This window comes from Thermopirellula anaerolimosa (assembly GCF_054657335.1).
Genome location: NZ_BAAHYX010000004.1, coordinates 458,142 through 470,605 on the forward strand (window position 1 = coordinate 458,142; position 12,464 = coordinate 470,605).

Here is a 12,464-nt window from a genome sequence, read left to right on the forward strand (position 1 = left end):
ACGTGCGATTGGCCGTCTCGCCGTCGCTCACGTATCACCGCCGCAGAGATCAGCAACAGCCCCATCAACGCGGCTCGGAGGAGTTCGGCGTTTTCAGCCCCACTTGCTCGGCCCGCGGAAAGGGATCGTTCTCCACCATCTTCTCAAAGTCGTCGTCGGCCGCGAAAAACCGGAGGCGACTGGAGGGCGTGAGAAACTGACCGCTGAAGAACCCGGTACAACCGGTTGCAAAAATCAGGGCGATGACGGCCAACCCAGGCCAAACCATTCGGCGGACAAGCGAGCTCATGGCCATGGTCCCTTTCCCGTCTTCACTTCGGTCGGCGTCGTACCCCCAAGGGCGAGAAGCTCGGACTACTGCGGCGATGGCCCCCAAACCAATCTACGAGCCATTACGGTTGAGGACTTTCCAGTTTCATCCAATCCTGGACCGTCTGCACTTTGCCCTGCGACGTTTGCGGAGGCGTTGCACAACCCGCCAGAGTCCACGCGAGGATGCACAATACCAGCGAGAACAAGGCCGTGTGCCGAGCGCCGTCATGATGCCGCATTGGCCGCCTCACCGGTTGAAACATGACCGTATGGCCTCGGTAGTCTTCTCTGATTTGCAACGCGCAATACGGTTACGCTGCTAGGGACGCACCGGTTCCAATGCCATCCAGTCTCGAACGGTCTCCACCCGCTGCGGTTCCTTTTTCTTGAAGAATCCGAAGAACGAGGACTCTTGCTTGGGGGGCTTTTTGGTACGCGGCGGGTTCGGATTGTAATAGCCGGTAGAATTCGGCTCTTCCTTGGGTCCGCTGAACAGCCCTTTGATGCCGTCCGCAGCCTTGCGAGTCCCGTTCGCCAACGCCTCGAAGGGGTTGGGGAGATTCGGCAATCGAAATCCACCGGACCCATCCTTGGAGCTACTCGAGGCGTGATTCTTGGACGTCGGCCAAGCGTAGGCCGGATTGCTCCACGCCATCCAAACGGCCGACCCACAGCAAAAGATCACAACAAATAGTCCGTTTTTCTTGCTCTTCACGGTTCCACCATGTCCCTAAAAAGCCCTACGCCGGCGACTCCTCGCCCCCCAAACGGTAAACCCCTAGACCGAATGAAGCCGGCGCGTCGTGTCGGCCACCGCATCGAGGAACGACAGCGAGGACATGAATACCGAAAAAAACGAAGGGAATCCAGATCGATTCCGACCGGGGCCGAGACCGACCTACGACGCTTTCGCAAGAGGATCGTGACCGCTCGAGAATGAACCTGCGGGTTCACCGCGATGCGAGCATCGCATCGACACAGAACCACCGACATCATGGGCGAATCGCCGGTCGTGAAGAAAGCCGCGTGAAAAGACGCTGCCGGGAAGCCCGCAGAGCGGTCAAGCGTTCTACGCCTCCTGCTGAAGAACGTCACCGTCGGGCAGGGTTCCTTCTCCGTTTCCGCCGTTCACGATATCGATCAGCCAACGATTCACGTCGGCCAACATTTCGGTGGACAATTCACGACCGCAAGGGTACTGCCTTAGAACGATGTTGATGCCGACCGTGTGCAGAAAACGCAAATCTTCGCAAGCGAGAACCGGCGAGTATTCGTCGTCGTCACGGCCCACGGAAATCATCACCGGCACCTCGCGGACGCCGAGGTAGTCGGCCAAGGGTCGCATCCCACGCGGAGCGGGCCCGCACAGGGAAATCGCCCCGGCGAATTGCCGAGGACGTCGCCAGGCCAAACGCAAGGCCATGGTACCCCCGGCACCGAAACCGGCGATAAACACCCGATGCTTCGCGATGCGAAAACGCCGCAAAGAACTGCTAATGACGTCACCCACACGACGTTCCGCCTCCTCAATGCAGTCCGGCGTTTGCGGCCAATCCCAACCGCCGTCGTCCTTGCCGTCCACGGCAAACCCGCGCGGCGCCACCGCAACGAAGTTTTGCAAGTTGACCAGCGGCATCACGTACAACAACTGCCGCTCATCGCAACCGCCGTGCCCATGCAGCCATATCAACAGCGGATAAGCGTAGTTGGGTTCGTAATGAAGCGGCGCCAGAACCGTTCGAGCATTGCGCCCCGCCGGAGACCATCGCTCGCTCGCGGGGTCGGATGCTTCCGAGAAAAAAGGCTTGGAAAACGTTTCCGCGGAGGACATCTTGGGCAGAGCGCGACGATCCATGGATAAGTTCGCTTCCCGATCCCTAGAAGATGATTTTGAGCAGGATGAAACGCCCGCGCAACTCGAACATTTCGGGCACGACAACCACGGCGACGGCGACTGAAGGTTTGAAGCGACGATTGCGCCTCTTCAACCGCTCGATTCACGCTCGCGATACCGTCCGCCGACGCGTCGGCAGGCGTCAAGTATTCAAGACTGTACCCCAACGCGCGGCGATCTGTCAACCGTACTTGCGCCGCGGCGCCGAGTAGCAAAATTTGGGCCACATGCGACCGTCCGCCGAGCGCATTTTGCGATTCGACCTTCGACGATCCGGTGCTTGGCGAGGTCCGATCTCCGCCTTTTTTCGCGTCGATTTCCGCCGCGCGACGGCGCAGGCCGACGACGGACCGTCTTCGATCGAAGCCAAGGCGGACCGCATGCTTGCACTGCCGTCAGCGATGTCTCGGGCCGTAAAACTCCCCTCACGACACTCCGAGGTCGCGATGGGAGTCACGCGCGGACTAGTTTGTTCATGGTTTGCACCAGGCCCTTGACGGCTTCCACGCTCTTGCGGAATGCAGCCTCCTCGTCGGGCAACATCGCCAATTCGATGATCCTCTCGACCCCGTCTTTACCCAGCACCACGGGCACACCGATGTAATACCCGCCCACTCCGTATTCTCGATCGCAATAGGCGGCGCATGGGAGCAGGCGCTTCTTATCCTTCACGATAGCCTCCACCATTTGGGCTGTGGCGGCGGCGGGGGCGTAGTAGGCGCTCCCTTTTTGGAGCAGTTTCACGATTTCGGCGCCGCCGTCCCGCGTCCGCTGGGTAATCGCATCCAGTCTTTCCTTCGAGAGCAGTTGCGTGAGGGGAATCCCGCCCACCGAACTGCAACTGGCTAGCGGCACCATGCTATCCCCGTGCCCGCCCAGGAGCATGGCCGAGACATCCTCCACGCTGACCCCGAGTTCCATCGCCACGAAGGTACGAAACCTGGCGGTATCCAAGACGCCGGCCTGCCCCATCACGCGATACGGCGGAAAACTGGTCACCTGCCAAACGCGTTGCACCATGGCGTCCAGAGGATTACTGACCACGATGATGATGGCGTGCGGACTGGTCTTCTTAATTTGCTCGGCCACCGCGCCCACGATCATGGCGTTGGTGGCAAGCAAATCATCCCGACTCATGCCGGGCTTGCGCGGGATTCCCGCCGTGATCACCACGATGTCGCTATCAGCGGTATCTGCGTAATCGACGGTGCCGCGGATATCGGCGTCGAATCCCATAATCGGGGACGCTTGCATCAAGTCCAGGGCCTTCCCTTTGGGCATGTCGCCTGCCTCGGGGATATCCAAGAGCACGATGTCCCCCAACTCCAAGGATGCACACCAATGCGCGGTGGTGGCCCCGACGTTACCCGCTCCAATGATCGAAATCTTGGCACGCTTCATCGGATCGCATTTCCTTTCTGAACGTTGTCCCGTTAAGAACCGTATCCCTTCCGCCGCCCAGCCTTCTCGCGCGGCGTCTCTCGTCGCATTGCGATGCTGCGGCAACCAATTGTGCTACTGTGGAAACCAATCACGTTCCGCCGGCTTTGCTCCCTCGCATGGAACTCATCATTTTTGTCTGGTTGCTTCGAAAAGAAAAGTCCGCGAACAGGCGTCTCGCCCGCCCCTTGTGAGCCGACACGCGACAAGCGAAGATGAGAGGAATCGGCCTTGAAACCACGACACTCGGACTAGGAAAACCGGTCCGTCCCGCGAGCGGCGGACGAAGCCCGGGCATTCTACGGAGAGCTTCCTCCCATGAACATTCAAGAAGTCGTAGCCGAATTGAAGGAAGAACGCGGCGGTCGCATCGTGATGATGGTGGCCGACGGATTGGGCGGCCTCCCCCTCACCCCCGGCGGACCGACCGAACTCGAAGCGGCGCAGACCCCGAATTTGGATCGTCTCGCCAAGCGGGGTGTTTGCGGACTGATGACACCCATCAAGCCGGGCATCACGCCGGGAAGCGGTCCGGGACACTTGGGGCTATTCGGCTACGATCCGCTCCAATACGTGATCGGACGCGGCGTACTCGAGGCCACCGGCATCGGTTTCGCCGTCGGTCCCAACGACGTGGCCATTCGCTGCAATTTCTGCACATTAGGCGCCGACGGCAAGATTACGGATCGCCGCGCGGGCCGGATTCCCAGCGAGGAAAGCGCCGCCGTGGTCGCTTCTCTGCGGGCAATACGAATTCCCGGCGTCGAAATCTTCGTGGAACCGGTGAAAGAGCATCGCTTCGTGGTGGTATTTCGTGGGGAGGGGTTGGGGGCCAACGTCGCCGATACCGATCCGCAGGTGGTGGGGCAACCGCCGCTGGACCCGGTCCCCCACGACGAAGCCTCTCGCAAGACCGCGGAAATCGCCAAAGAGTTCGTCGCGCAAGCCCGCAAGATCCTGGCCTCGCAGAGCAAGGCCAATGGATTGACCATGCGAGGTTTCTCGAAGCGGCCTCATCTCCCCAGCTACCGGGAGGCCTACGGTCTCAAGGCGGCGGCCATCGCGGTCTATCCCATGTACAAGGGCCTAGCCAGCCTGGTCGGCATGGACCTGTTAGGACAACCGACTACGCTCGACGAAGAGATCGACGTCTTGGAAAAGGCGTGGAAAGAGACGGATTTCGACTTCTTCTTCGTGCATTTCAAGTACACGGACAGTCGAGGCGAAGACGGGGACTTCGATGCCAAGGTCAAGATGATCGAGAAATTCGATTCCGTCTTGCCGCGTGTGGAGGCTCTGAAGCCCGACGTCATCATCGTTACCGGCGATCACAGCACCCCCGCCAAGATGAAAAGCCACAGTTGGCATCCCGTACCGACGCTGCTAGTTGCGGATACCTGTCGGCCCGATGGCGCGGAAACCTTCGGCGAAAGGGCCTGCCTGCAAGGCGGCCTGGGACACTTCGAAGCGATTTATCTGATGCCCCTGGCCTTGGCCCATGCCGGCAGACTGGCCAAGTTCGGAGCTTGATCGCCTCGTCGCCCGGATTGACGCCCCTGCACTCGCAGGCTGCCGGTTTACCCGAGGGAAAAATCGCTCATCGCCCCGTGGTAGCCCGCAGGGCTTTTACCGCTCGCTCGTTTATCGTACCAACCGCGCGTTGAGCCAGTCGACGTAGTCCAATTCGTCCGCCCGCGGACCGAACTCCACGATCAAATCCAATCGTTCGGCGCCCGCCACGTTGACATCCACCGCGACCGGGAAATCAGCCGACCGCAGCGATTCGATTCGCCAGGCGGTCGTTCCGTCCAGGACAACGCGGCAAGCCGCATCGCCTCGCCCTCGCGCAACATCATCCATCACCACCTCCGCGCAGAATCTTCGATACTGCTTGGCCAAGTCGTAGGTGGCCCGACACGCGCTGTAGGTGCCCAGCCCCTTCAGATAAAGTGCTTTTCCGCTCCGCAAATAGGCCCCGCGCGGAGTGCGGTCGCGGCCCAGCGGTTGAGCATAAGTCAAATAGGGTACGTGGACGTAATCCATCGGCGACAGATCCGATAGGTAATCGATCCGCGGTCCGAACGCGTGCAAATACTTCACCGCCGCCGTGAACTCCCAAGCGTCCGGTTGCGTGACTCGATCGCCCAGACGCACTTGATGGAGGAACGCCGCTCCCGTTTCGTTTTCCCTTTTCGGATCGATTTCCAAGGGATAGCGCCCGCTCGTCGATCGGTCGACGACCAAACGCGAACCATCCTCCAAGGCCACGGACACCGCCCCCGAAACGGATCGCCGCACGCCGGGTCCGCGGAATGCCACGGCGGCGACGCGGGATGCGGGCACGTCCACGGCGCCGAAATCGCTCAGTATCCGCACGACGGAACTCTCGCTGCGGAGGATACGTCCCCGCAATTCGTCTCCGTTGGTGAGGATGAGGCGGTCGTGCTCGGCGCTGCCCGCGGCGATTCGATCCAGCAAACGATCTCGCGCCGCATTCGAGTACGGTGCCGCGATGACAAGGCCCGCCGCCTGTTCCGTCGTCATTTGGAGGTTCCCGATCCGAGCGTGACGCCAACGAAGGGTGCCGTTATCGAGCCCCTGCCAACCGCCGCTCAGAAGGGTGCCATCGGCGAGGTAAAGGTAATCCTCGCTGGGTTGAAGATCCGGGCAGGTCCCCCAACACACGAAATCATCGAAGCTCTTGGTGAGTACTCGCGATCCTGAAGCATTGGCATCGGGCACCAACAAGCGAACGTTGCCTGTGGCATCGAAACCGTCCAAGCCTGCCCGAATCGGCGGTCCATCGACGAGCAAACACGGGACGAGTTCGTTTTCGTCGGCAACGGCACTCGTGTTCGCGGAGGAGACGCCGGCGCATGCGACGTGACGCCCCATGGTCACAAGCAACCCTACGACTCCGGCGACGGCAGTCCGGCGAGAGCAACGATTCTCACTGCTCGCCGCGCACCGTCTTTCCGTGATAAAACTCCGAGTCGTCAACACAGGCCTCCTTGTCGGCAGCCTTCCTTCAAGACCGTTCCGCGTGCATTGTCACAGGGACACACCGTCACGCCGCATCCGATTCATCTTTCGAAGATGGGCAAGTAACCGTTCGGCACCTGTAGAATCAGGCACGCCATGGCCGTACCGTATTCGGGCGAGATAGGATCCGCCCACGAACCGTCGGGGGATTGGCGGCGGATCAGTTCCTCTCGAATGGCCGGATAATAGCGAATCCAAGCATCCCCCCCGCGTTGCCACATGGCTTGCACGGCGTAATAGTGACCGTAGAAGTAATACGGTTCCTGACGGATTACCCCCGGTTGCGGCACGAAGTCGAGCAGGTAACGAATGCCGTTCTCGATTTCCGCTCCCTCGTAGATTCCAGCCGAGTACAGAGCCACCACGCCCGCCGCCGATCTCGCGAAACCGCTCTCGCCGGGAATCAGCATGTAACGAAAACCGCCGTCGGGGTTTTGCGATCTGCGCACATATTCGATGCAGCGTTCCACAGTCTCCTTTGGGACGTGCAAACCGGCATTCCTGGCCGCACGAAGGGCCATGATTTGGCAGACGGTTACGGAAATGTCGGCATCCAGCTTTTGCGGTTGATATCGCCACCCACCCTCGGCATTCTGCGTGTTGACGATCAAAGCCACCGCCGCCGCCAGTTTCTCGCGAAGATCCGGTCGCGGAGTCGAACCGAGGCACTCCGCCAAGAATAACGTGGCAAACCCGTGTTCGTACATCGGTCCGCGACTGGCCGACGGGGCGTTCAAAACCAAGCCGTTTTCTCGACACTGGTCGAGGAGGTAACGCAATATCCGATCCGTCACGTCTCCGTGGGGCCCGCGATTGGGAAGACTGCCCTCCGCCAGGAAAGCCATGCCCACCAAGGCTGTCACCGCCACGTTACCGCGATACGCGCCGCTGCCAAAGGATCCGTCTTCTCGCTGGCGACTCGCTAAGTATTTGAGACCGTTCGCCGCCGCTCGTTCCGCCGCGGGAGTCATCATACTCGCCGCCGCTTCCGCCGCATCGGTTCCACCCGCGACTTCCGCGCCGACCGATACATTTAAGCTCAGCGCGAGACAGAGAAAGCCCCATAGCCAGACCAGCGCCGGGCCCCCTTTCTGGAAGACTTCCCAAAGGATTCCGCCAACGGCGCGCAACCGCATACAGCCGATCAAATCCGTTAGCAACGGCGACCGTGCAGGCAACCGAAAACCTCGGGCCGTCATTTCCGCTCCTCCGCGTTCGGAATCGTGGTCGCTGCCCGGGGTAATCTCCCCGTGCCGTCGTTCCCGCGCGCCGAGCGTCCCTCCGACAAACGTCGGAAATAGGCCTCGATCATCGGGCGGTACTTGGGCAAAAACGATTCGGTCCCTTGCTGCAAGAGAAGATCGCGCTGGCGCTGGGGCAATTCACCCCAAATCCGTTGTAAGACCATTTGCAGATCGTTTGCCGAATCGCTTCGACCGCCGTTACCGCCGGAAGCCCTGCCCTCGCCCGGCTGCGTCCCCTCAGGCCCCTTCTCGTTCGCAGTCGCGTCCTCGCTTTCCTGTGACGGTGACGGCGAGTTCTGAGATGCAGCGGCGGAAGCCGACGATGACGCCGACTCGCTTTCGGATTGGCGAATGAGTTCCTCCAGACGTTTTACTACGTTTTCCTGATATTGCCGTGTAGTCGGACCAGTGTCGCCCCGCTGGAGTCGCTTTTCGCATTCCGACATCCACTGCAAGACTTGGGCAAGCGAATCTCCGGTCCTCTCGGAAGGAGCTTCCGCAGGCAGGACCGTCCCCTCCGATCGCTCGATCGCGTCCGCAGGTTCCATAGCCGCCGCACGGCTACTCGCTACCAGCCATGCCGCACCGCCGAGAAGCACCCCCGCGACGATCATGGCTTCCACGGACGCCTTCAGCCGGGCGAGCCTCCCTCGCGATACTCCCGGTTCCGGAAGGGTTCGCTCGGCCGACGGGCGTCTCATGCGTCTGGAGAGCGGCTTGATCATGGTTTGAAGAGATCCTCCAAGCTTCCCGGCGAACTGGGTGGGATCAGCGCAGGCGGATCCGGCGACGGTAGCCGGGGCGAGGGCGTAGCGGGTTGGGACGTTGTCGGTCCCTCTAACAGCGTCTCCAACATCCCGCGCAACTGCGATTGCCGCTCACTTAAACGGGCAAGCTCCGCCGCAGCCTCCCCGCCGCTTTCCGTTTGTCTTTTCGCATCCAACTCTTCCGTTCGGCGAAGAATATCGGACTGCAATTCCCTCGCCAATTTGAGTTCCGCCAAGAGCAATTGAGCCTGTCTCGCCAGGTCCGGATCGACCGGTCGGCCGGACTGTCCATCGGCTCCCCCCTGGCCCGAAGCCTGCGACGGCGTTTGAGCGGTCGCCCGGTCGGCCAACGATTCCGTCACCTTTTCCAGCGCCGCCGCAGCCTGACTCTGAAGCGTCAAGGTCGCTTCGTCGTACAACCGACGCTCCAATCGTTGCGCGGCGGATTCCATGGCAGCTTCAGCCTCCCCAAGAATGAAGCCCGCGATCGGCCGATCCACCCACCGCCCCCGGAGTTCGCCGATCTCCCCGGCCAAGCCCCGTTGGCGCTCGTACGGATTGGATTCCACTGCCTTTCCCGCGGCAAGTTCCTTCGTTTCTTGCGTCAATTCCTTTTGCCGCTCGGTCAGCCCTCGCAAGATTTCCAAACTCCGGCGCAACTCCGAAGCGGCTTGTCTTGCGGCCTCCCGCGCCAGGCGTTGATTCACATCGGCCAAGGCCCGGCGCAAATCGTCTTCCGCATTTTGGGCGGCCTGTCCGGCAGCCTCCGCATCCGCACCACGCGCAGCCTCCGCCGCACGATTCATTGCCGCCGCCGCATTAGCCGAAGCCTCCGCGGCCGACGACGCGTTGGCCGACAACAACTCTTGCGCCAACGTTCCGGCCGACTCCGAGTCCGCGGACTGCTGCGCGGCCAAATCTCGCCAAAGATCGGCTCGCTCATCACCCGACTGCGACCGCTGCTCGATCTTGGAGCGCCAACGCGACTGCCGCCCAATCAGTTCTTGCAGTTTGTTTGCAGCATTACGCCAAACGTCGGCATCGCTCTGAGATGCCCCGCCCTCGGCCAGCCGATCCAGCAGTCCTCGCAAATCGGCGATCACCTCGCGTTGCGTCTGAAGTCCCTGACTCAGACGGTTGTCGTCCACCGCGGTCGCCGCCGTCCTCATCCGCGCACCGATGGCCGCATCCCTGGCGCGATCCACGACCTCCCGGAGTCGTTGTGATCCCGGTTCCGCACTGTCCTGCTCGCCTGAGCGAGACCCTAGCGAGGCTGCCGGGTCCGTGCCCGCCGAGTCCGACTTGCGTTTATCTTGAAGGCCCGCGCGGGCATCGGCGGCGTTTGCCGCATCCGCCGTATCCTCCATCAATCGATCGAACTCCTCAGCCAAGGCCGATTGTTCTTGGGCCGCATTGCGCAAATCCTCCAACTCCTGCGGCAACAAGGCATCACGCGACCGGCCCACGGTTTGCTGCCCCAACCGGAGCACGTTTTCCGCCAGAGTCTCTTGGCGCTGCAAAATGTTTTCCAATCGCCGGCGAAGCTCGAACTGCCGTCGTAACACGCCCCAACTTTCCAAGATCGCTTGCAATTCCCGTTCTACGACTTCCTGATGTCCCCGCACTTGCTGTAAGATACCCGCGACCCGCTCGCGAGAACCCTCATCCAGGCGGATCCCGCCGGGGTTGGTCGCGGCATTCTCGCTGAGAAGACTGCGCAAGCTCTTGACCGCCTGCGTCAATCCTTGTTCGGCCGGCCGCGCATGCTCTTGGTCGAGTTTGCTCAGCGACTCCGCCAACTCCTCCAACCGACGCACGTCAGGATGCGTATCCAACCCGCCGATCACCAGTTCGCTCACGATGCGCGCGATATCCGACGGTAATCCGACGGCGGGATCGCCCAGGGCCTGCCCGATCTGACGCTGAGCCAACTCCACGGCAGCCAAGCTCTCGGCGTCCAGTCGGGCCAAAGGCGCTGACGAGGCCGCGCGATCTTGCCAAGAGCGAACGTCCGCCAACGCCTCTCGCTGAACTTCCAGCAATTGGGAGAGCTGCGTCAGGATTCGGTTGCGATCCGCCGCGGCCAGGTCCAACAACTGACCTGTATCGACGACCCGCAGCGAGACCGAAGCGCTTTCCGCTGTTTGGCCCGCGTAGTCCTCCGCCACTGCTCGAACCTCGAGCGTCATTCCCGCAACGGCTTCCATTTCGGCCAGGTTCAATTCCGCACGCAGCGACCTGGACTCGCCCCACTTCTCCCCTTGGGACATCTTTTCCTCGCGTGTGGGAAACGGCAGGGCGCCCTGATAAACGGTCTTCTCGGGAAACACCCGCCGTGTTGACGAGTCGGTGCAGACGAATCGGACGCTCCGGATCGCAAGGTCGTCTCGGGCCGAAAAAATCAGCGGCACCTTGGCTTCCGGCGTGGAGTAGCGGATTCTTCCGTCGGTTTCCACCCACGCCGTCGGCGGCTCATCGACAATGGCACGAATCTCCCAGCGAGGCGGATCGGGATTCGCCGTCCCGTCGGCCGCTTCTACGAATAGTCGATAGCTACCCGAATGGCGCACTACCCACGGCGAGGACTCCGCCTGAGTTGCGGTTTCGGTCCGATGAACGGTCTCGGAAACCGCGACCTCGGGCGACACGCCGTCTCGCTTCTCGGGAGGCAACGCGAACGACTCGCCGTCGCGTCCGATCACCAGATCGAACCGTTCTCCGGTGGAGACCTCGATCTTGACGGCGCGTAAACTGCGATCCGCCCGCCCTCGTGGAAAAACTTGCGTGCCGACGAGGGCCTTGACGGCACCATCGCTATTCTCGGAGGGCCACCCCGTGTACTCCGGCGGAATGAGTCGCAACGTCCAATCCGTGATTCTCGGGGCCTCGACCACGTCGACTCGGTGCCACTCGCCGTTCACGTCGTCTCCCCCGCGAACCCGAAAGGCAAACGAGGACAAAACGTTTTCGCGCCGATGCCGAGCCGTCGTGCCCAGGCGCTCCATGGCATACGATTCCGCGGGGAGGGACTGCTGATCGATCCAGTGGTATTCGATCGTCACGTCCTCCGGCAATCGCCCGGACGCCTCCTCAACCACGACCTCGAAAGTGGAACCTCGTGCAATCCGATCGGGAAACGATACCACCTCCAGATGCGTTCGTTGCGGCCAGGGGAGGTCGAGAAAAGGGTTCAGCAGGCGGAGAGTCGCAGTCCCCGCCGCGACCGGATTCGCCCAGACCAGCGTGCACAGCAGCAAGATTGCCGCCGCCCCCAGTCCCAGCGCCGACCACACTTCCCGCCGAGGCAAAGGCCAAGGCGGAGCGCCGGATTGCATCAACGACTCTGCTTCACGCAGGGCGGCACGGCGCAAAGCGGGCGACTCCTCAGCGAGGTTCGCCCGGGCCTCAGGATCCCCGGAAACCAGCCCGGCGAATTCCACCGCCGCCGCCAACTTGCCGCGAAAAGCCGGAAACACTCTCTCGGCCCAAATCGCCAAAGCGATCGGCTGGATCGACAACGCCAGCGCCGGCACCACCCAGCGGCGCAGGCATTCGATCGCAACCGCCAGCCAAGCGCCCGTCAGTAGGAGGCGCATCCCGCCTTCTCGAAACCGGAAGAGATAGTCGGCCGCGCCCAAGGCCGTCCCTGCCAGCGTCACCAGAAAAAGCGACCAGCCGAGCGCGCGGAGGATCGCCGCCCGTCTGAGACGGCGACGCAGTATTTCAATCTCCTCGATGAAACGCACGCTCATAAATCTTCCGTAG

At 61.8% G+C, this 12,464-nt stretch carries 10 protein-coding genes; 1 reads left to right on the forward strand and 9 read right to left on the reverse strand.

The features are described from left to right. Window positions 1–64: 64 nt before the first annotated feature. From ACYQ6J_RS02390 to mdh, 5 genes are all read right to left on the reverse strand, one after another. Window positions 65–295: a hypothetical protein gene (locus ACYQ6J_RS02390; RefSeq protein WP_460182595.1), complete on the reverse strand. Its 231-nt coding sequence runs from the start codon at window positions 293–295 to the stop codon at window positions 65–67. A gap of 97 nt (window positions 296–392) precedes the next feature. Further along, window positions 393–551 carry a hypothetical protein gene (locus tag ACYQ6J_RS02395; RefSeq protein WP_460182596.1) on the reverse strand — a complete coding sequence of 53 codons (159 nt, stop codon included), beginning with the start codon at window positions 549–551 and terminating at the stop codon, window positions 393–395. Between the two features lie 80 nt (window positions 552–631). Then, window positions 632–1,027, reverse strand: coding sequence for a hypothetical protein (locus ACYQ6J_RS02400; protein ID WP_460182597.1), 396 nt, complete (start codon window positions 1,025–1,027; stop codon window positions 632–634). Window positions 1,028–1,381: 354 nt separating this feature from the next. Continuing rightward, complete coding sequence (locus ACYQ6J_RS02405) at window positions 1,382–2,167, reverse strand: alpha/beta hydrolase (protein ID WP_460182598.1); 786 nt, start codon at window positions 2,165–2,167, stop codon at window positions 1,382–1,384. A gap of 492 nt (window positions 2,168–2,659) precedes the next feature. Next, the gene (gene mdh / locus ACYQ6J_RS02410) at window positions 2,660–3,607 is read right to left on the reverse strand and encodes a malate dehydrogenase (RefSeq protein WP_460182599.1); all 948 of its coding nucleotides are present in this window, start codon (window positions 3,605–3,607) and stop codon (window positions 2,660–2,662) included. 357 nt (window positions 3,608–3,964) lie between these two features. Here mdh and ACYQ6J_RS02415 point away from each other — a divergent pair, with 357 nt between their 5' ends. Continuing rightward, on the forward strand, window positions 3,965–5,176 hold the full coding sequence (locus tag ACYQ6J_RS02415; RefSeq protein WP_460182600.1) for a 2,3-bisphosphoglycerate-independent phosphoglycerate mutase: 1,212 nt from the start codon (window positions 3,965–3,967) through the stop codon (window positions 5,174–5,176). A gap of 111 nt (window positions 5,177–5,287) precedes the next feature. Here ACYQ6J_RS02415 and ACYQ6J_RS02420 read toward each other — a convergent pair whose 3' ends face one another. From ACYQ6J_RS02420 to ACYQ6J_RS02435, 4 genes are all read right to left on the reverse strand, one after another. Continuing rightward, window positions 5,288–6,547 (reverse strand): NPCBM/NEW2 domain-containing protein, encoded by a 1,260-nt coding sequence (locus ACYQ6J_RS02420; protein ID WP_460183298.1) that lies wholly within the window; start codon window positions 6,545–6,547, stop codon window positions 5,288–5,290. Between the two features lie 182 nt (window positions 6,548–6,729). Further along, complete coding sequence (locus tag ACYQ6J_RS02425; protein WP_460182601.1) at window positions 6,730–7,887, reverse strand: prenyltransferase/squalene oxidase repeat-containing protein; 1,158 nt, start codon at window positions 7,885–7,887, stop codon at window positions 6,730–6,732. Next, on the reverse strand, window positions 7,884–8,657 hold the full coding sequence (locus ACYQ6J_RS02430; protein WP_460182602.1) for a hypothetical protein: 774 nt from the start codon (window positions 8,655–8,657) through the stop codon (window positions 7,884–7,886). Before ACYQ6J_RS02430 ends, ACYQ6J_RS02425 begins: the two co-directional genes overlap by 4 nt. After that, window positions 8,654–12,451: a coiled-coil domain-containing protein gene (locus ACYQ6J_RS02435; RefSeq protein ID WP_460182603.1), complete on the reverse strand. Its 3,798-nt coding sequence runs from the start codon at window positions 12,449–12,451 to the stop codon at window positions 8,654–8,656. Before ACYQ6J_RS02435 ends, ACYQ6J_RS02430 begins: the two co-directional genes overlap by 4 nt. Window positions 12,452–12,464: the final 13 nt, after the last annotated feature.

Excerpts from the sequence above, each read along its gene's own strand:
- ACYQ6J_RS02390 (WP_460182595.1), bottom strand. The coding sequence starts at position 295 with ATGGCCATGAGCTCGCTTGTCCGCCGAATGGTTTGGCCTGGGTTGGCC.
- ACYQ6J_RS02395 (WP_460182596.1), bottom strand. The coding sequence starts at position 551 with ATGCGGCATCATGACGGCGCTCGGCACACGGCCTTGTTCTCGCTGGTA.
- ACYQ6J_RS02405 (WP_460182598.1), bottom strand. The coding sequence starts at position 2,167 with ATGGATCGTCGCGCTCTGCCCAAGATGTCCTCCGCGGAAACGTTTTCC.
- mdh (WP_460182599.1), bottom strand. The coding sequence starts at position 3,607 with ATGAAGCGTGCCAAGATTTCGATCATTGGAGCGGGTAACGTCGGGGCC.
- ACYQ6J_RS02415 (WP_460182600.1), top strand. The coding sequence starts at position 3,965 with ATGAACATTCAAGAAGTCGTAGCCGAATTGAAGGAAGAACGCGGCGGT.
- ACYQ6J_RS02425 (WP_460182601.1), bottom strand. The coding sequence starts at position 7,887 with ATGACGGCCCGAGGTTTTCGGTTGCCTGCACGGTCGCCGTTGCTAACG.
- ACYQ6J_RS02430 (WP_460182602.1), bottom strand. The coding sequence starts at position 8,657 with ATGATCAAGCCGCTCTCCAGACGCATGAGACGCCCGTCGGCCGAGCGA.
- ACYQ6J_RS02435 (WP_460182603.1), bottom strand. The coding sequence starts at position 12,451 with ATGAGCGTGCGTTTCATCGAGGAGATTGAAATACTGCGTCGCCGTCTC.